The 20,118-nt window shown below is 69.7% G+C and carries 16 protein-coding genes, 1 tRNA gene and 1 pseudogene; 8 read left to right on the top strand and 10 right to left on the bottom strand.

What is annotated here, in order from left to right:
- Positions 1-2 precede the first annotated feature (2 nt).
- The 3 genes from MQH31_RS10710 to topA all read right to left on the bottom strand — a co-directional run bounded on the left by MQH31_RS10710 (position 3) and on the right by topA (position 5,164).
- The gene (locus MQH31_RS10710) at positions 3-1,244 is read right to left on the bottom strand and encodes a DNA polymerase III subunit delta' (protein ID WP_243012029.1); all 1,242 of its coding nucleotides are present in this window, start codon (positions 1,242-1,244) and stop codon (positions 3-5) included.
- Between the two features lie 177 nt (positions 1,245-1,421).
- Positions 1,422-2,075, bottom strand: a complete 654-nt coding sequence (tmk, locus tag MQH31_RS10705) for a dTMP kinase (protein ID WP_243012170.1) — start codon at positions 2,073-2,075, stop codon at positions 1,422-1,424.
- 50 nt (positions 2,076-2,125) lie between these two features.
- Positions 2,126-5,164: a type I DNA topoisomerase gene (gene topA, locus MQH31_RS10700; RefSeq protein ID WP_243012028.1), complete on the bottom strand. Its 3,039-nt coding sequence runs from the start codon at positions 5,162-5,164 to the stop codon at positions 2,126-2,128.
- Between the two features lie 141 nt (positions 5,165-5,305).
- Between topA and MQH31_RS10695 the strand changes: the two genes are divergently transcribed.
- On the top strand, positions 5,306-5,548 hold the full coding sequence (locus MQH31_RS10695; protein ID WP_134535327.1) for a hypothetical protein: 243 nt from the start codon (positions 5,306-5,308) through the stop codon (positions 5,546-5,548).
- A 117-nt stretch (positions 5,549-5,665) separates the two neighbouring features.
- On the opposite strand, the pseudogene MQH31_RS20995 reads toward MQH31_RS10695, so the two are convergent.
- The 5 genes and pseudogenes from MQH31_RS20995 to MQH31_RS10670 form a co-directional block, all read right to left on the bottom strand.
- Positions 5,666-5,872 (bottom strand): annotated as a pseudogene (locus MQH31_RS20995) (Rv3654c family TadE-like protein); the annotation flags it as partial.
- Positions 5,873-5,931: 59 nt separating this feature from the next.
- Positions 5,932-6,351: a TadE family type IV pilus minor pilin gene (locus tag MQH31_RS10685; RefSeq protein ID WP_243012026.1), complete on the bottom strand. Its 420-nt coding sequence runs from the start codon at positions 6,349-6,351 to the stop codon at positions 5,932-5,934.
- Positions 6,332-6,571 (bottom strand): DUF4244 domain-containing protein, encoded by a 240-nt coding sequence (locus tag MQH31_RS10680; RefSeq protein ID WP_134535283.1) that lies wholly within the window; start codon positions 6,569-6,571, stop codon positions 6,332-6,334. Before MQH31_RS10680 ends, MQH31_RS10685 begins: the two co-directional genes overlap by 20 nt.
- 658 nt (positions 6,572-7,229) lie before the next feature.
- Entirely contained in the window at positions 7,230-8,480 is a 1,251-nt protein-coding gene (locus MQH31_RS10675) for a pilus assembly protein (protein ID WP_243012169.1), read from the bottom strand.
- On the bottom strand, positions 8,480-9,556 hold the full coding sequence (locus MQH31_RS10670) for a TadA family conjugal transfer-associated ATPase (RefSeq protein ID WP_372488149.1): 1,077 nt from the start codon (positions 9,554-9,556) through the stop codon (positions 8,480-8,482). Before MQH31_RS10670 ends, MQH31_RS10675 begins: the two co-directional genes overlap by 1 nt.
- A 451-nt stretch (positions 9,557-10,007) precedes the next feature.
- Between MQH31_RS10670 and acs the strand changes: the two genes are divergently transcribed.
- Positions 10,008-11,963 (top strand): acetate--CoA ligase, encoded by a 1,956-nt coding sequence (gene acs, locus MQH31_RS10665; protein WP_243012024.1) that lies wholly within the window; start codon positions 10,008-10,010, stop codon positions 11,961-11,963.
- A gap of 63 nt (positions 11,964-12,026) precedes the next feature.
- Positions 12,027-13,310, top strand: a complete 1,284-nt coding sequence (locus MQH31_RS10660; protein WP_243012023.1) for an acyltransferase family protein — start codon at positions 12,027-12,029, stop codon at positions 13,308-13,310.
- Here MQH31_RS10660 and MQH31_RS10655 read toward each other — a convergent pair.
- Both MQH31_RS10655 and sp36 read right to left on the bottom strand, forming a co-directional pair.
- Positions 13,307-13,777 carry a RidA family protein gene (locus MQH31_RS10655; protein WP_243012022.1) on the bottom strand — a complete coding sequence of 157 codons (471 nt, stop codon included), beginning with the start codon at positions 13,775-13,777 and terminating at the stop codon, positions 13,307-13,309. The two genes, MQH31_RS10660 and MQH31_RS10655, sit on opposite strands and share 4 nt — an antisense overlap.
- Positions 13,778-13,779: 2 nt before the next feature.
- Positions 13,780-13,941: a Sp36 family protein gene (gene sp36 / locus MQH31_RS10650; RefSeq protein ID WP_166787392.1), complete on the bottom strand. Its 162-nt coding sequence runs from the start codon at positions 13,939-13,941 to the stop codon at positions 13,780-13,782.
- A 110-nt stretch (positions 13,942-14,051) separates the two neighbouring features.
- On the opposite strand from sp36, the gene MQH31_RS10645 reads away from it, so the two are divergent.
- From MQH31_RS10645 to MQH31_RS10625, 5 genes are all read left to right on the top strand, one after another.
- On the top strand, positions 14,052-16,550 hold the full coding sequence (locus tag MQH31_RS10645) for a transglycosylase domain-containing protein (protein WP_243012021.1): 2,499 nt from the start codon (positions 14,052-14,054) through the stop codon (positions 16,548-16,550).
- Positions 16,547-17,533 carry a metallophosphoesterase gene (locus MQH31_RS10640; protein ID WP_243012020.1) on the top strand — a complete coding sequence of 329 codons (987 nt, stop codon included), beginning with the start codon at positions 16,547-16,549 and terminating at the stop codon, positions 17,531-17,533. Before MQH31_RS10645 ends, MQH31_RS10640 begins: the two co-directional genes overlap by 4 nt.
- Positions 17,534-17,749: 216 nt before the next feature.
- A tRNA-Pro gene (locus MQH31_RS10635) sits at positions 17,750-17,823 on the top strand.
- Between the two features lie 134 nt (positions 17,824-17,957).
- Positions 17,958-18,521 carry a PadR family transcriptional regulator gene (locus MQH31_RS10630; protein ID WP_243012019.1) on the top strand — a complete coding sequence of 188 codons (564 nt, stop codon included), beginning with the start codon at positions 17,958-17,960 and terminating at the stop codon, positions 18,519-18,521.
- Positions 18,522-18,523: 2 nt separating this feature from the next.
- Positions 18,524-20,044, top strand: coding sequence for a DHA2 family efflux MFS transporter permease subunit (locus tag MQH31_RS10625; RefSeq protein WP_243012018.1), 1,521 nt, complete (start codon positions 18,524-18,526; stop codon positions 20,042-20,044).
- Positions 20,045-20,118 lie beyond the last annotated feature (74 nt).

Below are 20,118 nucleotides of genomic sequence, written 5' to 3'. Positions count from 1 at the left end.
CGTCATCGTCGAATGGCGGACACCAGCATGGCCTCGAGGGCCAGTGCGGGTGCCACATTGGATTCGATTCTCTGCCGGGCGATCGCGATGGCGTCCAGGGTCGCGAGCGTCGTGACGGTCGCGCACGCCGCGGCTGCGGCACGCACTCCGACGAGGAGCTCCCGGTTGATCACTTCATTCTCGCGGCCGAACTGTACCATGATCACATCCCGGTACAGTGAGGTCAGATCGACGAGAATGCGGTCGATCCCGTCGCGCAGGCTCCGGGTGGCGCGCCGTTTCTGGTCGTCTTCGAGCGCCTTGATCTGGCCGCGGAGCGCGGGCGGCACGGACTTGCCCGGCTCGACGCCGAGGGAGCGCAATACGCTCTCGCGCTCGGCGGCGTCCCGCTCGAGGGTGATCGCCTTCGCGTCGTCTCCGGCGATCGCGAGCAGTCGCGCTGCGGCGTTCACCGCATACGACACCCCACGGATGCCGAGCGCGGCCTTCAGGGTTTCCTCGCGCCGTTCACGGGCCTCGGGGTTCGTGGCCAGCCGCCGCGCCATGCCGATGTGGCTCTGCGCCTCGCGGGCGCAGCGCTCGGCGATGGCGGGGTCGACGCCTTCGCGGGCGACGAGGAGCGCGGCGACGTCGGCGACGCTCGGCACGCGCAGCCGCACGGTGCGCACCCGGGACCGGATGGTCGGTAGCAGGTCGGCCTCGCTCGGCGCACACAGGATCCAGACGGTGCGTTCCGGTGGCTCTTCGAGGGCCTTGAGCAGCACGTTGGAGGTGCGCTCGACCATGCGGTCGGCGTCTTCGACGACGATCACTCGGTAGCGGCCGACCGAGGGCGAGTACTGCGAGCGCTTGACGGCTTCTTTGACGGACTCCATCTTGATGATGACGCCCTCGGTGGCGAGCACGACGAGGTCGGGGTGGGTGCGGGCCTCCACGAGCCGTTCGGCGGTGGCGTCTTCGGCGGGCGTTCCCGGGCTGAGGAGGGCCGCGGCGAAGGCGAAGGCCAGGTTGGACCGTCCCGAACCGGGCGGACCCGTGATGAGCCAGGCGTGCGTCATGGACGCGGAGGCACTGGACGCCGAGGCACTGGACGCCGACGTGCCGCGGGCGGTGCCGGTGTCGGCGGCAGCGCTGCCGCCGGTGGTGCTTGCGGGGGTGTCAGCCGCGCTCTGCCGCGGCTCCGCGGCGGCGCGGAAGATCGCGATCGCATCCGCCTGGCCGGTCAGGTTGTCCCACACGCTCATTCCCTCAGGGTACCGGTCGCCGCTGACATCCCGCCCCGGGCATCACGCCCGTGCCGAATTCAGGAGTTGGGTCAGCCTAAACCGGTTTTTGCTCCGGCTTGAGCCCGAATCCGGGCTCGACTCCTGAATTCGGAACAGCGCGGGGTCGCGGGGCGGCGAATGGGAGGCGGGGCGGGGTCAGAGGAGGGGTGCGACGCGGGCGCGGATGAGCGCGGCGATATCGTCGACCGGGCGTTCGGCATCCACGACCAGGAAGCGGTCCGGTTCGGCGCGGGCGAGGTCGAGGAAGGCGGCACGCACCCGACGGTGGAAGTCGCCCTTCTCGGCCTCGAGGCGGTCGAAACGTTTGTTGGCCGCGTCGAGCCGGCCGCGCGCGGCGGTCTCATCAAGGTCGAGCAGGATAGTCAGCTCCGGCAGCAGGCCTTCCGCGGCCCAGAGCGACAGGTCGCGGATCTCGGCGGAACCGAGCACCCGCCCGGCGCCCTGGTAGGCGACGGATGAGTCGAGGTAGCGGTCCTGGACCACCACTTCTCCGCGGGCGAGCGCCGGACGCACGGCAGTGGCAATGTGCTGGGCGCGATCGGCCGCGTACAACAGTGCCTCGGCGCGCGGGGACACCTCGCCGGTGTGGTGCAGCACGATCTCCCGGATTTCGACTCCGACGACGGTGCCGCCCGGCTCCCGGGTGCGCAGGACCGTGCGCCCCTGCTCGCCGAGCCACTCGGCGAGCAGCCGGGCCTGGGTGGACTTGCCGGAACCGTCGCCGCCCTCGAGGGTGATGAAGAGCCCGGTCGGGGTCTGGCCGGTCGTTGCCGGGCCGGTCGTTGCCAGGCCGGTCGGGGCGGCCTCGGTGGAGGCTGCCCCGGTCACGTCTGGTGCGGTCACGACTGGGTGGTCGAACCCGCGGGAGTCTTCGTCGCTGCAGTCCTGGTCGTCGCGGTCTTGGTGGAGGTCCCGGTCTTGGTGACGGCCGGTTTGCGGACCGCGGTCTTGGTGACCGTGGTCTTCGTCGCGGTGGCCTTCGTGGCTGTGGTCCTCGTGGCCGTGGCCTTCGTCGCGGTGGCCTTCTTCACGGCCGGCTTCTTGGCGGCCGCCGATTTCACGGCGGGCTTCTTGGCCGGGGCCTTCTTCGCGGGCGCCTTCTTGACGGCCGGTCCCTTGGCACGCTTGTCGGCGAGGAGCTGCACGGCCCGATCGAAATCGACCTCTTCGACCGTCTCCGCCTTCGGGATCGTCGCGTTCGTGACGCCGTCGGTGACGTAGGCGCCGAAACGGCCGTCCTTGATCTTGATCGCCTTGCCGCTGTCCGGGTCGGGCGTCTCGAATTCCTTCAGGGCGCTCGACGCGCGACGCGCGCCGTACTTGGGCTGGTTGTACAGCTCAACCGCTCCGGGCAGGTCGATCTCGAAGATCTGGTCCTCGCTCGTGAGCGAGCGGGTGTCGACGCCCTTCTTCAGGTACGGGCCGAACTTGCCGTTCTGGGCGGTGATCTCCGTCTGCGTTTCGGGGTCGAGGCCGACGACGCGCGGGAGGTCGAGCAACCGGAGCGCGGTCTCGAGATCGATCGTGGCGAGGTCCATCGACTTGAACAGCGACGCGGTGCGCGGCTTGTCGGCGGGAGCGACCTTCTTCGCGGCCGGCTTGCGCTTGGGCTTCGCTGCGGGAGCTCCGGCATCCACCAGCTGGGTCACCTCACCGGTGAGCGGGTCGATGGTCTCGCCGGCGGACTCGGTCTGGGTTTCGACGAGTTCGACGACGACGGGCTCGGCGGGTGCCGGGTCGAGCTCCGTGACGTACGGGCCGAAGCGACCGTCCTTGGCGACGATGTTCTTGCCGGTCTCCGGGTTGACCCCGATGACGCGGTCGATGACGACGGGCGCATCGATGAGCTGACGTGCTTTCGCGGGGGTCAGTTCGTCGGGTGCGAGCTCCGGCGGGATGTTCACCCGGCGCGGCGGGGCATCCGCTGCCGCATTCGGGTCGATGACCTCGAGGTAGGGGCCGTACTTGCCGATGCGGAGGGTGATGTCGTCACCGATCGGCATCGAGTTGATCGACCGGGCGTCGATCTCGCCGAGGTTGTCGACGACCTGGCGGAGACCGCGGTGCTTCTCCGAGCCGAAGTAGAAGCTGTTGAGCCAGTCGACGCGGTCGGCCTTGCCGTCGGCGATGCGGTCGAGGTCGTCCTCCATCTCGGCAGTGAAGTCGTATTCGACGAGATCGGTGAAGTACTCCTCGAGCAGGCGCACCACCGAGAAGGCGATCCAGTTCGGCACGAGCGACTGGCCGCGCGGGGTGACATAGCCGCGGTCGGTGATCGTGGAGATGATCGAGGCATACGTCGACGGACGGCCGATGCCGAGCTCTTCGAGCTTCTTGACGAGACTCGCCTCGGTGTACCGGGCGGCCGGGGTGGTCTCGTGGCCCTTGGCCTCGACCTCGAGGAGGGACAGCGACTGGCCCTCTTCGAGCGGCGGCAGCTTGGACTCGGTCGCGTCGGTGGGCGCGTTGCGCTCCTCGTCGCGGGATTCCTCGTAGGCGAGCATGAAGCCGCGGAAGGTGATCACGGTGCCGCTCGCGGAGAACTCGGCGAGCACGCCGGACGCCGCGGGGTGCGGGGAGACGCCGGTCGGGCCGGCCGCGATGGTGACGCTCGCGGTCGAACCGGTCGCGTCGGCCATCTGCGAGGCGACGGTGCGCTTCCAGATCAGGTCGTAGAGGCGGAAGTCGTTGCCGCGGATGGTGTTCGCGAGCGAGGAGGGCGTCCGGAACGTGTCGCCGGACGGGCGGATGGCCTCGTGGGCCTCCTGCGCGTTCTTGCTCTTGCCCTTGTAGAGGCGCGGCTGGGCCGGCACCGTCTCGGGGCCGTACAGCGAGGACGCCTGGTTGCGGGCGGCATTGATCGCCTGCTGCGAGAGCGACGGCGAGTCGGTACGCATGTAGGTGATGTAGCCGTTCTCGTAGAGCGACTGGGCGACGCTCATGGTCTGCCGGGCGGTGAAGCGCAGCTTGCGGGCGGCTTCCTGCTGCAGGGTCGACGTCGTGAACGGGGCGGCGGGGCTGCGACGGTAGGGCTTGGACGCGACCTTGGTCACGGTGATCGCGACGTTCGGGTCCTTGAGCGCGTCGGCGAGGGCGAGGGCGGATGCTTCATCGAGCGTCGTCGCCGTCACCTTGGGCTTGAGGCGGCCGAGATCGTCGAAGTCGCCACCGGAGGCGATGCGCTCGCCGTTGAGGCGCACGAGCTTGGCCTGGAACGCGGCATCGGTGGTCGCCGTCCCGGACGCGAGCTGTGCGGAGAGGTCCCAGTAGCCGGCGGACACGAAGGCGAGGCGTTCGCGTTCGCGGTCGACGACGAGGCGGGTCGCGGCGGACTGCACGCGCCCGGCGGAGAGGCCGGGACCGACCTTGCGCCACAGCACGGGGGAAATCTCGTAGCCGTAGATCCGGTCGAGGATGCGCCGGGTCTCCTGCGCGTCGACGAGGGCCGTGTCGAGGTCGCGGGTGTTGTCCTTCGCCTTGAGGATCGCTTCCTTCGTGATCTCGTGGAACACCATGCGCTTCACGGGGACCTTGGGCTGGAGGACCTGCAGGAGGTGCCAGGCGATGGCCTCGCCTTCGCGGTCCTCATCAGTTGCGAGCAGGAGTTCGTCGGCCGTCTTCATCGCCCGCTTGAGCTCGGCGACGGTCTTCTTCTTGGCGTCGGAGACGACGTAGTACGGCTCGAAGCCGTTGTCGACGTCGACGGAGAACTTGCCGAGGGGCCCCTTCTTCAATTCGGGGGGCAGGTTCTTGGGCTCGATCAGGTCTCGAATGTGGCCGACCGAGGACAGCACCTCGTAGCCGTCGCCGAGATACGCGGCGATCGACTTCATTTTTGTCGGCGATTCGACAATGACCAGCTTCTTAGTGCCTGGCACCAGACTCCTCTTTATAGGTATCGGCCCGTTGAAGGGCCAAGGCACACCATACACACAGAAAGACGGTGCCCACCTAATCGGCCACACGTCACACAGGGCTTTGGGACTTGCCAGCCGCGCCTGGGTGAGGACAATGGAGGCATGGGTACAGCAGCTACGGGCACGTACACCGCGAAGCTTACGGACGGCCCCCTCGAAGGCAAGACGATCACCACCGAGTTCCTCGAGACGGGCGATATCCGGCCTCGTCTCGAGATTCCCGCGGAGTCCGGTGGCAAGCGCTACCTCTATACCCGCGGAGCCGGCCTGGAGTTCGACTCCACGGAATTTCCCGAGCGGCCGACGGCCGTCGACTACCGCTACCTCGAGGCCATTTTCGACTGAACCGGGCCCTCCGCCCCGCCCGACGCCGGGCGACGCCCCGCCGTCCGCCGCACCCGGTGGACCGGCCCTGGCCCGCGCCCTCAGATTCCAGCCGAGAAAGTGCCGGGTGACCGTGACACTCGCGAGCGGACCCTCCGTTGTGCACAGCGCCACGGATGCCCCGTCCAGGGCCGCGATCTCGGCCGCGGCCTGGCAGGGCACCCCGGCCACGAGCCCCGACAGCGTGTCCGCTGCGGCGAGCGCCGCGGCATCCGCCGCCGCCCGCACGGTCTGGCCGACGACAAGCACCGCGAAGAGCGGGAGCACCAAGGCGGTCAGCAGCACGACCGCCCCGAGGACGCCCACCGCGAGCACCGACCCGGAGCCACGATCGCGGTCGCGGGTCACGTGGCGCCGCCGAGGGCGCAGGAGGCCGCCGTCACGGTGATGCCGAGCGCGCCGGGCGCACTCAGCCGGGCGCAGACCGCGTCGCCGCGCTGGTCCGCGGAGACGCTCGCTCCGCCGACGAGTTGCCGCGCGAGCGCGGTCGCGTGGACCAGCCCGTCGCCCCGGGCGAGGGAACGGGCGGCCTGGGCCGCGGCATCCGCCAGCCGGACCTGTTGACCGCTCACCTGCACCCCGCCGAGGCACAGCAGCAGCACGAGGAGGACGGCCGGAACGACGGCGGCGAACTCGGCCGTGACGCTGCCGCGCTCCCCCGTGGCGCTGCTCCCCTCGGCACGGGGGGTCGCGGCACGGGGGACCGCGGCACGGGAACAGGAACGGCACGCCGCGCCCCTCCGGCTACCCCACCGTGAGGGCATGGCGCACCAGCTCGGTGAGGATGCCGCGCACTTCGTCTCCCCGCAGGATGAGGATGAGCAGCCCCGCGAAGCCGACGGCCGCCATCGTCGCGATCACATACTCGGCCGTCGCGGCGCCTCCCTCGTCGCGCAGCCGTCTTAGGGCGCGGGACGTGTTCGTCGGCACGGTGCGGGTGCGCACGATGCCGTGCGGCACCGCGCCGGCCGCAGCATCGGCCATGCCGGACACCCGCCTTTTCGGTTTCGGCGGAAGCGCACTCTCTGAAGCGCGCAACTCGGGCACACAGGGGGCAGGCCTGGACCCGGTCTGGCTTTGCGACGTGGTTGTGGTGCTCGGCATCGGTTCTTCTCCTCTCGCGTCCATCGACGCGCTAGTCCGGCGGCACGATCGAGTCCAGATTCGCCCTGCCGGTCCCCGGTGCCGGCTCCCGTCCGGGACCCGTGCACAACCCCGCCCGTCCCGGTCCTGTTGAGGACACGCCACCCCGCGCAGCCCCCGCGAGAGCGCACTTTTGGCCCTTAAACCCGCGGTTTAAGGGCCAAAAGTACGCTCTCGCGGGAGGACGGGGGACGATTCTCGGACCCGATTTGTGGACCCGGTCGACCAATTTCAGAAAGGGGTTACCTTTGGCGAAAGATGAGCGTAGTGTCTTCCCAACGGCACCCACAAGGGTCCGGGGAACGAGGCGCTGATGGCAGACAAATCCCCTAAGAAGAGCACCGGCAAGACTGCCGCAGCGAAGACTCTGAAGGAAAAACGCGCCGACAAGAAAGCTCGTCCGGAGCGCAAGGACTAGAGCAGCTGGACAGATTTACCGTGACTTCGAAAGAGCCGGACCCGAGGGTCCGGCTCTTTTTTCGTGTCCGGATGCCGCCGGCTAGAACTCCGAGAGCGTCGTCGACAGCACCGTCACGAGGAGCGGGACAACGCCGAGCAGCATGAAGGCCGGCAGCACACACACCCCGAGGGGAACCAGCAGGGCGATCCCGAGACTGATCGCCCGCCGCTGGCCCGCCGTTCGGGCGTCGCGGCGCAGCTGCTCGGCTTCACTGCGCAGGAGTTCCGCGGCGGGCACGCCGGCGCGCACGGCGAGGTCCAGCACCCGGTCCGCGGCAGTTCGACCCACGTCCGCGGCACCCCGAGGGTCCGCGCGGCCGGTGCCTCCGGAGCCAGACCCACGGCCACGCTCCGGGCGCCGGCCATGGTCGGCTGGCAGGTACCGGTCGAGCACCTCGGTCACCAGGGCCCGGGCACGCTCCACCGAACCGCCACCGCTCATCGCGATCGCGGTCAGGTCGAGTTCGAGGCCCGGCGTCGGCGCCCGCACCCGGGCCCGCCGGACCAGCCGGCGATTCCACCGGCTCCCCGCGAGCATCAGCCCGGTGCCGCTGCCGAGGCACAGCCAGCCCGGCACCGTCAGGAACAGCGTCGCGACGGTGTTGAACCCGAGCACCACACCGAACAGGATTCCGACGAGCGGCAGGACGGCGACCAGCCGGGCCGTCGCGGCGGGGCCGGCGAGCGCCGTCTCGAGGTCGGCGTGCAGCTGGCCGAGATCGCGCAGGCTGGACGCAAGCCGGCGCAGGCACGCGGCGAGCGGCGCCCCGGACCGGGTCGCCACCTCCCATGCGGCGGCGACCGCGAGCCAGGCGTCCCCTGGCTGGCCGCCCAGGGCCCGAGCCTCCCCCGCAATGGCCTCCGCAACGCTGTCGCCGCGGCGTGCGGCGAGACCGGCGGCGCGCACGACACGGATGCCCACGGCCGGCGACCCGGCACCCGCTCGGTTCCCGCGCGGCCGCGTCCAACGCGGGCCGGCCGCGCCAGCAAGGTCGGCGTGAGCAGCCTCCAGGCCGGCGTGAGCGACCTCCAGGCCGGCACCCTCGTCCAGGTATCCCCAGGCGGTCACCGGCGACACCCCCGCGGAGAGGAGCACGGCCAGACGTTGCACGATGCGGGCCGCGTCCTCGATATCGGCGTCGCCGTGGGCGTGACCGCGAGCCCTGCGGCGAGGCGTCCCGCGTGGGCGGCCCACGGCATCCGCGCGCGCTGCACGACCGGCAGGCGCGATGCTCCCGGCCCGCCCCGCGCTCCCCGTCGGCCTCGCCGGCCCGCCCGCTCCGTTGCGCATCACGGATCAAACCGGACCGGCACCGGCACCGCCACGAGCAGCCCCCGGGCGTCGAGCTCGAACCGTCCGAGTTGCGCGAGCCGCCGCTCACCGCCGCGACGCTCGAGGTGCAGCACGAGGCCGATCGCGCTGACCGCCTGCCGGGCGACGGCCGCCGGGCTCATCCCGGCGAGCGCTCCGAGGGCCTCGAGCCGGGCGGGCACGTCGCCCAGGGAGTTCGCGTGCAGGGTGCCGGCCCCGCCGTCGTGCCCGGTATTGAGCGCGGCGAGCAGCTCCCGCAGTTCGCCGCCGCGGCATTCACCGAGCACCAGCCGGTCCGGGCGCATCCGCAGCGCCTCACGCAGCAACGCGTCGAGGCCGACCCCGCCGGCGCCCTCGAGGTTCGGCTGCCGCGATTCGAGCGCAACGACGTGCGGGTGGTCGATGCGGAGCTCGGCGACGTCCTCGATGACCACGATGCGCTCCCCCGGCGGCGCCTCGCCGAGCAGTGCGGCCAGCAGGGTGGTCTTCCCGCTGCCGGCCGCCCCGGTCACGAGCAGGTTCTCCCTGCCCTGCACCGCGGCGCGCAGGCGCCCGGTGAGCGCGAGGCCCGCCGCCCCTGAGCCGCAGAGCCCGCCGGCGGCGAGCGCGGCCAGTCGCGGCCGGTCCGGCCGCGGCAGCCGGATCGAGAGCAGGGTGCCCGTGCTCGAGACCGGCGGCAGAACGGCGTGCACGCGGATGCCGTCGGCAAGCCGCACGTCGACGCACGGGCTCGCTTCGTCGATGTGCCGGCCGCCGAGTGCGATCAGCCGCACGGCGAGCGCGCGTACCTCGGCCTCGGCACGCCGCCAGCCCGGCTCCTGCACCGGGCCGAGGCCGGCGTCGACCCAGAGGCCGGCCTCGCCGTTGACGAAGAGGTCCGTCACGCCAGCGGATGCCGCATAGGGCGCGAGCGGGCCCAGCCCGGCCAGGTCCCGCTCGGGCACAGGCACAGGCACAGGCACAGGCACAGGCACAGGCACACGCTCCCCCGGACCCGTGGCGGCAGGCATCCGTTCACGCCCGAACGACGGGACGGCGATGAACGGTTGCAGCATGCCCTGAAGGTAGGCGGCGAGGGGTGCCTGCACGGCGGCCGCAACCACGATTGCGGACAACTCGACCCGCACGACGGCTGGGGAGGGCCGCCGGACTGCCGCACAACCGACCGGTCGTTAAAAAAAGGGGGGCGGCACCTATTGGGGGGAACAGGTGCCGCCTCGGCATCACGCTGATTGGGGGGAACCAAACGTGATGCAGGTCAAAACTTTCGTTCGGACGAGTCCAAGTGTATAAGGAAAATCCAGATGCGCAAGTCCCCGGTGTCCTCATAAATGAGGACACGATTCCGTGCCCCCTATCCAGGGGGCTCCTCCGGCGATCACGCGGGGTTCTCCGGAAAGAGAGCCGCACCGCAATTCCCCGCAACGTGGGTTAGCGGATCGTCAGGGTATGGTGCTCGGGGGGCTTGTTACGCACCCGGCCGTCATCGCAAAGGAGCGACAAGCTATGAGCGTTCAGATCGACCATCTTCTCAACGAAACCCGCAGGTTCGCACCGACCGCTGACTTCGCGAACCAGGCCATCGGCACATCGAAGCTCTACGCGAATGCCGCGGATGACCGCCTCGAATTCTGGGCTGATCAGGCCCGAGACTTGCTGCACTGGCACAAGCCGTTCACCAAGGTGCTCGACTGGACCAACCCGCCGTTCGCGAAATGGTTCGAGGACGGGCACCTCAATGTGGCCTGGAATTGCCTCGACCGGCACGTGCTCGCGGGCCATGGCGACCGGGTCGCGCTCTACTTCGAGGGCGAGCCCGGGGACTCCCGCGCGATCACCTATGCCGAGTTGACGGCCGAGGTGAAGCGGGCTGCGAATGTGCTGACAAAGCTCGGTGTGCAGGCCGGGGACCGGGTCGCGATCTACCTGCCGATGATTCCGGAGGCCGTGATCTCGATGCTCGCCGTCGCCAGGATCGGCGCCGTGCACTCGGTCATCTTCGGCGGTTTCAGCGCCGAAAGCCTGCGCTCACGGATCGACGACGCGAACGCGGTGCTCGTGATCACCGCGGACGGCGGCTACCGCAAGGGCCGGGTCACGCCGCTCAAGCCCGCCGTGGACATGGCGCTGACCGGCGTGCCGACGACCGTGCGGAACGTGCTCGTCGTCAAGCGCACCGGCAACGAGGTGGAGTGGACCGACCGCGACCTCTGGTGGCACGACGAGCTCGCGAGCGTCGACGCCGAACACGAGGCAGAGGGTTTCCCCGCCGAGAATCCGCTGTTCATCCTCTACACGTCGGGCACGACCGGCAAGCCCAAGGGCATCCTGCACACGAGCGGCGGGTACCTCACGCAGGTCGCCTTCACCCACAAGAACGTCTTCGACCTGCACCCCGAAACGGATGTCTACTGGTGCACGGCGGACGTCGGCTGGATCACCGGCCACAGCTACGTGACCTACGGCCCGCTCGCCAACGGGGCGACGCAGGTGCTCTTCGAGGGCACCCCGGACACCCCGCACCCGGGCCGCTGGTGGGAGATCGTCGAGAAGTACAAGGTCAGCATCCTCTACACGGCACCCACTGCCATCCGCACGTTCATGAAGCTCGGTCGCCAGATTCCGCAGGGCTTCGACTTGTCGAGCCTGCGGCTGCTCGGCTCGGTCGGGGAACCGATCAACCCCGAGGCGTGGATGTGGTACCGCGAGGTGATCGGCGGCAACGTCGCCCCGGTCGTGGACACCTGGTGGCAGACCGAGACCGGCGCGATCATGATTTCCGCGCTTCCCGGGGTCACCGTCACGAAGCCGGGCGCCGCGCAGGTGCCGATCCCCGGGGTGGCGATCGATGTTCTCGACGAGGCCGGCGTGCACGTCGGGCACGGCAACGGCGGGCTGCTCGTCGTCACCGAGCCCTGGCCGTCGATGCTCCGTGGCATCTGGGGCGACCCCGAGCGGTTCATCGAGACGTACTGGGAGAAGTTCGGCGAGGAGAACCCGCGCTACTTCGCCGGCGACGGCGCCCGCCTCGACGAAGACGGGGACATCTGGCTGCTCGGCCGGGTCGACGACGTGATGAACGTCTCCGGGCACCGGCTCTCGACCGCGGAGATCGAGTCCTCGCTCGTGTCGCACCCGATGACGGCCGAGGCCGCCGTGGTCGGCGCGCACGACGAGACGACCGGCCAGGCCGTCGTCGCGTTCGTGATCATCAAGTACAGCCACCTCGAGGAGAGCTCACACGAGGACATCCAGGCGGTTCTTCGCGCACACGTGACGCAGCAGATCGGTGCGATCGCCCGTCCGCGACAGATCTTCATCGTGAACGAGCTGCCGAAGACCCGCTCGGGCAAGATCATCCGCCGCCTGTTGCAGGACGTCGCAGAGGGCCGTGAAATCGGCGACACGACGACCCTCGCGGACACCTCGGTGATGCAGGTGATCAAGAGCACCCTGCGGTAGCCGCGCGGGCCGGACGAGGGGGCAGTGAGGGTTTTCACAAGCGGCCCCCCTATCGTGGGGACAATGCCTCGACTTCCCTCGTCCGGTCGCCTGGTCGCGCTCGATGCCCTCCGTGGCGTCGCCGCGGGCATTGTGCTCGTGCACCACGTCTCGATGACCGCTCCCGGTATTGCCGCCGCATACCAGTCGACCGTCGGCGTCAACACCGGCTCGGCGGGCTGGTGGTCGACCCTGACCCCGCTCAAGTTCCTCGTCGCCGGCCCCGAGTTCGTGCTGGTCTTCTTCGTGCTGAGCGGCTTCGTGCTCGTGCGCTCACCGCTCGCGAGCCGGGCGGCGAGCCGGGCCGCGAGCCACGCGAACGGGCTCGCCGCCCGCGGCTACGACTGGGTGGCGTATTACCCGCGTCGCATCATCCGCCTGGCGATTCCCGTCGTCGTCTCCGTGGCCCTCGCCGCCGCGTGGATCCTGCTCGTGCCGCGCGCCGGCATCGACGTCGGCGGCAGCTGGCTTGCCCGGCAGGACAGCCCCGACATCGGCCTCCCGAACCTGCTCGGCGAGGCGAGCGTCATCGGCGGCTCCGGCCGGCCAGATGTCAACCCGCCACTCTGGTCGCTGACCTGGGAAATGTGGTTCTCGCTTCTGCTGCCCATCTGCGTGCTGCTCGCCGTGGCCACCCGCCGGCTGCCCGCGCTCTGGGCCGCGGCCTTCCTCGCCGTGAGTGCGACCGGGTACGTCACGGGCATCGAACCGCTGATGTACCTGCCCGCGTTCGGCCTCGGCGCCCTGCTCGCCGCGAACTACGAGTCGCTGCGCACCTGGGCGGCCGGCGTCGCCGCACGACGCGGCGGCACCGCCCTCTGGATCGGGCTCACCGCCCTCGGGCCGGCCCTGCTCGTGTCGCACTGGCTGCTGCGCCCGCAACTGAGCGGGCTTTGGGGCGACCTGACGCTCGCGTTGCGGGTGCCCGGCGCCGTGCTCGTCGTCGCGGTGGTCGCGCTCTGGCCTCCGCTGCAGCGCCCGCTGTCCGCCCGGCCGCTGGTCTGGCTCGGTAGGGTGAGCTTCAGCCTCTACCTCGTGCACTTCCCGGTCGTCGTCGCCTTCGGCACGATGTTCGGCCCTGGCCGCTGGTGGCTCGGCGCGCTCGTGTCGGTGCCGCTCAGCCTCGCGCTCGCGCAGCTGATGTACCTGTGGGTCGAGCTGCCCTCGCAACGCCTCGCGAACTGGACGGGCCGGTGGGCGAGCGAGAAGGCCGGGGCGCTCGGACGGAGCGGCGGCAGGCAAGCGGATGCCGCGGCATCCGCTGCCGCCCCGGCCCGCGCGCCCGAAGAGGAGCGCGCGAACGCCTAGGCGAAGGAGACGATGAGCTCCACCTCGACGGGCGAGTCGAGCGGCAGCACCGCGACCCCAACCGCCGAACGGGCGTGCACGCCGCGGTCGCCGAAGATCTCGCCGAGCACCTGCGACGCCCCATTGACGACGCCGGGCTGGCCGGTGAAGTCGGGGGCGGATGCGACGAAACCGGTGACCTTGACGACCTGCGTGATGCGGTCGAGCGACCCGATCACATCCTTGATGGCGGCGAGGGCGTTGAGCGCGCACAGGCGGGCGTACTCCTGGGCGTCCGCTGCGGGAACGAGACCGTGGCCGTCGCCGACCTTGCCGGTCTCCGGCAGGACGCCGGACACCATCGGCAGCTGGCCGGAGGTGAAAACGAGATTGCCGGACACGACGGCGGGAACATAGGACGCAACCGGGGGAACCACGCTGGGCAGTTCGATTCCCAGTTCGGCGAGACGCGCATCAATCATCGACATGTTCAGGCCTCTTTCACAACGGGGCGCTTGAGGTAGGCGACGAGGCCACCCTCCGGCCCGGGCACGACCTGGACGAGCTCCCAGCCGTCCGATCCCCAGCTGTTCAGGATGGCGGCGGTGTTGTGGATCATCAGCGGGGTGGTGAGGTACTCCCAGGCAGGCATAAGACTCCGATTCAGGCGGTTTTTCAGATTTGTCCCTTACGCTCAATTGTATGTCTGCCAAAAATCGAACGGTCAGCGGCTCCCTGGGCGGTCTCCTGGGTTTCGTTGGAATGAGTGCAATCGTCGGTGTTCTCGTGACGGCTGCGGTGACTCCCGCTCTCGCTCTGTCGGGCATGGCTGCGACGAACACGATCAACGTCTTCGAGAACCTGCCGGACTATCTGAAGATCGACCAGCTCTCGCAGAAGAGCAACATCTACGCGACGCGCTCCGACGGATCCGAGGCACTTCTGGCGTCGTTCTACGACCAGAACCGGGTCGAGGTCGGGTCCGACGCGATCAACCAGTTCGTCAAGGACGCCGCAACCTCCGGTGAAGACCCCCGGTTCTACGACCACGGCGGCGTCGACCTGCAGGGCACCGTCGGCGGACTCGTCTCCACTCTCGCCGGCGGCGGCACCCGCGGTGGCTCCTCGATCACGCAGCAGTATGTGAAGAACGTCCTCGTGCAGAAGTGCGAAGTGCTCACGGATGCGCAGAAGAAGTCGGACTGCTATGACGCAGCGACCGCAACCACTCCCGACCGCAAGCTCAAGGAGATGCGGCTCGCGATCGGCGTGGAGAAGAAGTACGCGAAGGACGACATCCTCCGCTCGTACCTGAACATCACCGGTTTCGGCGGCACCGTCTACGGCATCGAATCGGCCGCGGAGTACTACTTCGGCGCGACCGCGCTGACGCTGACGCTCCCGCAGGCGGCGAGCCTCGTCGCGATCGTCAACAACCCGGTCAAGTTCCAGCTCGACCAGCCGGACAGCGCGACCAACGGCGCCGCGAACGGCTACGCCGCGAACAAGGACCGCCGCGACTACATCCTCGACGAGATGCTCAAGTACGGCAAGATCAACCAGGCCGACCACGACGCCGCAATCGCCTCGCCGATCGAGCCGAGCATCCACGAGCCCTCGACCGGATGCCAGACCGCCGCCGGCAGCGCGTACTTCTGCGATCTCGTCGTGAACACCCTGCAGAACGACACGACCTTCGGAGCGGATGAGGCCACGCGCCTCGCGAACTTCCGTCGCGGCGGCTACAACGTGTACACAACCCTCGACCTGGACCTCCAGAACGCCGCCGAGACCACGATCAAGGCCAATGTACCCGACACCTACCCCGGCTGGGACGTGGGTGGCGTGATCGTCAGCGTCGGCGTCGGCACCGGCAAGGTGCTCGCGATGACACAGAACAAGGACTACAGCCAGGACCCGGCCGTGCAGGCCACCGGAGCCAACTACACCGGCATCAACTACAACACCAACGTCGACCAGGGCGGCTCGCACGGCTTCCAGCCAGGATCGACGTACAAGGTCTTCACCCTCGCCGAATGGCTCACCGAGGGTCACTCGCTCAACGAACGCGTCGACTCCCGGCGCAAGGCCAACTGGGGCACCTTCCGGGACAGCTGCGCCACCGGCGGCACCGTGAGTTTCCCCGGGTACAACCCCAAGAACGACTCTGGTGAGGCCGGCGCGAACTACAGTGCCCTCGAGTCCACGATCGGGTCGATCAACACCGGCTTCATCGGCATGGCCAAGAAACTCGACCTGTGCGGCATCCGCAAGACCGCGGAGGCGTTCGGTGTGACCCGGGCCGACGGCGCGCCACTCGAGCAGGGCGCCTCCGCGGTGCTCGGCACCAACGAGGTCGCGCCGCTCAGCATGGCGGTCGCCTTCGCCGGCATCGCCAACAAGGGCACCACCTGCAGCCCCATCGTGATCGACCACATCACCGGCACGGACGGAACCGCCATCCCGGTGCCCGCGAGCACGTGCACCCAGTCCGTCGATCCCGCCGTCGCAGCGGGCATGACGACCGCGATGCAGCAGGTCATGACCAGGGGAACGGCGACCGCTTCAAACGCAGCCACGAGCCCGAAGGTGCCGATGATCGGTAAGACCGGAACCACGGACGGCAACAAGGACACCTGGATGAGCGGTGCGACGACCAAGGTCGCCACTGTCGTCGGCGTGATGAGCGTCACCGGAGACCGCGACCAGCGCACCACCCGGTTCGACAGCGGCACCGCGGCCACGGCCCGGCACCGGATGTGGCCGGACGTGATGAGCGTCGCCAACGCCAAGTACGGCGGAGACGCCTTCCCGGTCGCCTCCGGCGCCATCGTCAACGCCGTCCAGGTCCCGATCCCCGACCTACGCGGCAAGAGCATCGCCGAAGCCCAGACCACCCTCGAGGCCGCCGGATTCCTGTTCATCAACGGCGGGATCACCGACTCCGAGCTCCCCGCGGGCACGGTCGCGAAGACCGACCCGGCCGGCGGGACCAGCACCAACCGCGGTTCGACCGTGACGGTGTTCACGAGCAATGCCGCGCTGGTCGTGGTCCCCGACGTCGTCGGCAAGAGCGAGGGCGAGGCGAGAACGACGCTCGGCAACTTCGCGGTGGTCAAGAACGAGTCCGCCGTGTCCGACCCCGCACAGGCGGGCAAGGTCGTCTCGATGACCCCGGCCGCTGGGACCGGCGCCAAGCCCGGTGACACCATCACGATCGTGATCGGAAAGCTCGCGGCCACGCCCAAGGCGGGCGGATGAGCGCCCTCGGCACCGGGGCCAAGGCCCTCCTCGTCGGCACGGGCGCGCTAGCCGCGACCGGTGCCGGCGCGTTCGCCTGGGGGTCTTTGCTCGAACGCCGGATGTTCACCCTGCGTGAGGCATCCGTGCCCGTGCTCGCCCCCGGCTCGGCACCGATTCGCGTGCTGCACATCTCCGACCTGCACCTCGCCCCCTGGCAGAAGGACAAGCAGGAGTGGGTGCGCGGCCTCGCCGCGCTGAAGCCCGACCTCGTCGTCGACACCGGCGACAACCTCGGGCACACGGATGCCTTCGACGCCCTCGCATACACACTCGAGCCGTTCGCGGGCATCCCCGGGATCTTCGTCAACGGTTCCAACGATTTCTGGGGCCCGCAGCTGAAGAACCCGTTCCGGTACTTCGGCGGACCGTCGCTGCTCAAGGCCGCCCCGCAGAACCGGCTCGACACCGACCGGCTGCACGGGATCTTCGCGAACCTCGGCTGGAATGACATCAACAACGCCGCGGAGTCCCTCGACATCAACGGCACCCACCTCGAGGTCTTCGGCGTGGACGATCCGCACATCGGACGCGACCGCCTCGACCTGATCACCCGGGCCGTGGACGACCTCCGCGGCGAGGACCCGCTCGGCGACGAGACCTGGCCGGACTCTGCGGAGCACCGCAAGCCGCGGCCGACGGTCACGATCGGCGTCGCGCACGCGCCATACCGCCGGGTGCTCACCTCGTTCGTGAACCACGGCGCGCAGCTGATCCTCGCGGGACACACCCACGGCGGCCAGGTCTGCGTCCCCGGGTTCGGCGCTCTCGTCACGAACTGCGACATTCCCCGGTCGCAGGTCAAGGGGCTCAGCCTCTGGGGATCCGGGCTCCGCAGCGCGTACCTCAACGTCTCGGCCGGCCTCGGCACCTCGATCTACGCCCCGGTGCGCTTCGCCTGCCCGCCCGAGGCGACCCTGCTGACCCTCACCGCCTCCGCGTAGCCGGCCGCGCCCGCGCCGGTTTCGGCAGGCCGCGCCCCTTTCCCCCTGCGCCCGCGCCGGTTTCGGCAGGCCGCGCCCGAAACGGCGGTAGCGGCCTGCGCAAACCGGCGCGGTGGCGAGAGCGGATGCCGCGGCGCGGCGAGCGCGGGATCTGTTCGGAGGGTGCACCGAGCATCCGTGCGCATGGGGTTATACTTGACAAGGCTTACGGGCCATCGGGGTATGGCGCAGCTTGGTAGCGCGCGTCGTTCGGGACGACGAGGTCGCAGGTTCAAATCCTGTTACCCCGACAGCACAACACAGAAACAGAAACCCCCACTCGCGAGAGTGGGGGTTTTCTGCTGTGCGCACGGGAGGCATCCGCCGGGAATTGCGCATCACCCTCGGCCTTGACTCGCGAGACTACTCATGCGAGAGTAAGCGCATGTCCTCGATCCGTCTGTTCATTCTCGGCTCCCTCGCCGAGCGGGGGCCGATGCACGGGCACCAGCTGCGGCTGCTCGCCGAGGAGGAGCACGTGCACATGTGGACGGACATCTCCGTCGGCGCGGTGTACGGCGCGATCAAGCGGCTCGCGACCGAGGGGCTGATCCACGTGGCCCGCGTCGAACGCGCGGGCCGCTACCCCGAGCGGCAGGTCTACGAGATCTCGGATGCCGGGCGCCGGGACCTCGCGGCCCTCCGGCTCGACGGGCTGCGCACGATCGTGCTCAAGCCCGACCCCTTCGACCTCGCCATGACCCGGCTCGACCCCGAACTACTCGACGAACTCCCCCGGATGATCGAGGCACGCCTGCTCGCGCTGCGCGCCCTGCTCACCGATTCCGAGGCCACCACGGCCCACGCCCTGCCCTATCTCACCGCCAGCGAAGCCTTCGTCATGCAGCACAAGGCGGCCCGCCTGCGCGCCGAAATCGCCTGGCACGAACACCTCGTCACCGTCCTCCCCGACATCGTCGCGGACGAACTAGCCCGAAAGGCCGACTGACCATGTCAGACACCAACGCTCCCGCCACCACTGGCGGCACCGCCGGCGGTCCCGCCGGCGCCGGCACGCCCGGCACCCGACCCCCCGTCGTGATCCCCCGCCACGCCTGGCAGGCCCTGATCGTGCTGCTCGCCGGCATGTTCATGGCGCTGCTCGACACCACGATCGTGAACGTCGCCCTGCCGACCATCCGCGAGAGCCTGAACGCCTCCGAGGCGACGCTGTCCTGGATCATCTCCGGGTACGCGCTCGCGTTCGGCCTCGCGCTCATCCCCGCCGGGCGGCTCGGCGACCGGATCGGCCACAAGTGGGTCTTCTTCACCGGACTCGCGCTCTTCACCCTCGCGAGCCTCGCCTGCGGCCTCGCGCAGAACGACCTGCAGATGATCATCGCCCGCGTCGTGCAAGGCCTTGCCGGCGGCATCTTCGTGCCCGCCGTCACGGCCGTGATCCAGCTGGTGTTCCCGCCGCAGGCGCGGGGCAAGGCCTTCGCGATCATGGGCTCGGTCATCGGCGTCTCGACCGCGCTCGGCCCGATCCTCGGCGGCCTGATCATCCAGGCCTTCGGTGACGAGAACGGCTGGCGACTGGTGTTCTGGGTCAACCTCCCGATCGGCATCGTGGCCCTCGTCGCCGCCGTGTTCATGCTCCCCTCCGGCGCCGAGCGCGACCCGAACAAGGCGAGCTCCGGCATCGACTTCGTCGGCCTCGTGCTGCTCTCCGGCGGCCTCGTCGCCCTGCTCGTGCCGCTCATCGAGGGCCAGGACCAGGGCTGGCCGCTCTGGACGTACCTCACCCTCGCGCTCGGCGCGGTGCTGCTCGTCGCGTTCGGCGCCTGGGAAGTCGCCTACACCCGTCGCGGCAAGAGCCCGCTCGTGCCGCCGCACCTGTTCTCGCACCCCGCGTTCTCCGGTGGCGTCGTGCTCGCCCTCGTCTACTTCGCGGCGTTCACGAGCATCTTCTTCACGATCTCGATCCTCTGGCAGGCCGGTCTCGGCCACACCGCGCTCGAGTCCGGGCTCGTCTCCATCCCGTTCGCGATCGGCAACATCGTCGGCGCCTCGCAGAGCAACCGGCTGGCCCAGCGGCTCGGCCGCACGGTGCTCGTGATCGGCGTGACCCTCGTCACGATCGGCCTGATCTGGATCTACCTGGCGCTGCTCCTGATCGGGCCGTCGATCACTAACTGGGAGCTGCTGCCGCCGCTGCTCATCGCGGGACTCGGCAGCGGGTTCTTCATCGCCCCGAACGCGCAGTTCATCGTCGCGACGGTCGACCGTGCGGAGGCCGGCGCCGCGAGCGGTGTCGTCGGCGTGATGCAGCGGGTCGGTGCGGCCACCGGCATCGCCGTGATCGGCAGCGTGCTCTTCGGCAACCTCGTCGTCACCGGGCCGGGGAAGGACGCGCTCGCGTCCGCATTCACGAGTGCTGCGACGGATGCGATGGCCGTCAGCGCCGCGTTCAGCGTGCTGGCCCTGCTGCTCGTCTTCGTGCTGCCCAAGCGGGTCGAGGCGCGCTTCTAGAGCGGCGGCATCCGCCCTCGCCGCCGCGCCGGTTTCCGCAGACCGCTACCGCCGTTTCGGGCGCGGCCTGCCGA

The sequence above is a fragment of the Cryobacterium zhongshanensis genome, assembly GCF_022760445.1.
Classification (GTDB): Bacteria; Actinomycetota; Actinomycetes; order Actinomycetales; family Microbacteriaceae; genus Cryobacterium; species Cryobacterium algoricola.
Note: the sequence above shows the minus strand (reverse complement) of the source record. Positions and strands in the feature narration are given on the sequence as shown.

Excerpts from the sequence above, each read along its gene's own strand:
- MQH31_RS10630 (WP_243012019.1), top strand. The coding sequence starts at position 17,958 with ATGTCCTCGATCCGTCTGTTCATTCTCGGCTCCCTCGCCGAGCGGGGG.
- MQH31_RS10675 (WP_243012169.1), bottom strand. The coding sequence starts at position 8,480 with ATGCGCAACGGAGCGGGCGGGCCGGCGAGGCCGACGGGGAGCGCGGGG.
- MQH31_RS10660 (WP_243012023.1), top strand. The coding sequence starts at position 12,027 with ATGCCTCGACTTCCCTCGTCCGGTCGCCTGGTCGCGCTCGATGCCCTC.
- MQH31_RS10680 (WP_134535283.1), bottom strand. The coding sequence starts at position 6,571 with ATGGCCGATGCTGCGGCCGGCGCGGTGCCGCACGGCATCGTGCGCACC.
- acs (WP_243012024.1), top strand. The coding sequence starts at position 10,008 with ATGAGCGTTCAGATCGACCATCTTCTCAACGAAACCCGCAGGTTCGCA.
- MQH31_RS10645 (WP_243012021.1), top strand. The coding sequence starts at position 14,052 with ATGAGTGCAATCGTCGGTGTTCTCGTGACGGCTGCGGTGACTCCCGCT.
- MQH31_RS10670 (WP_372488149.1), bottom strand. The coding sequence starts at position 9,556 with ATGCTGCAACCGTTCATCGCCGTCCCGTCGTTCGGGCGTGAACGGATG.
- sp36 (WP_166787392.1), bottom strand. The coding sequence starts at position 13,941 with ATGCCTGCCTGGGAGTACCTCACCACCCCGCTGATGATCCACAACACC.
- MQH31_RS10655 (WP_243012022.1), bottom strand. The coding sequence starts at position 13,777 with ATGTCGATGATTGATGCGCGTCTCGCCGAACTGGGAATCGAACTGCCC.
- MQH31_RS10695 (WP_134535327.1), top strand. The coding sequence starts at position 5,306 with ATGGGTACAGCAGCTACGGGCACGTACACCGCGAAGCTTACGGACGGC.
- MQH31_RS10710 (WP_243012029.1), bottom strand. The coding sequence starts at position 1,244 with ATGAGCGTGTGGGACAACCTGACCGGCCAGGCGGATGCGATCGCGATC.
- MQH31_RS10625 (WP_243012018.1), top strand. The coding sequence starts at position 18,524 with ATGTCAGACACCAACGCTCCCGCCACCACTGGCGGCACCGCCGGCGGT.
- MQH31_RS10640 (WP_243012020.1), top strand. The coding sequence starts at position 16,547 with ATGAGCGCCCTCGGCACCGGGGCCAAGGCCCTCCTCGTCGGCACGGGC.
- MQH31_RS10685 (WP_243012026.1), bottom strand. The coding sequence starts at position 6,351 with ATGCCCTCACGGTGGGGTAGCCGGAGGGGCGCGGCGTGCCGTTCCTGT.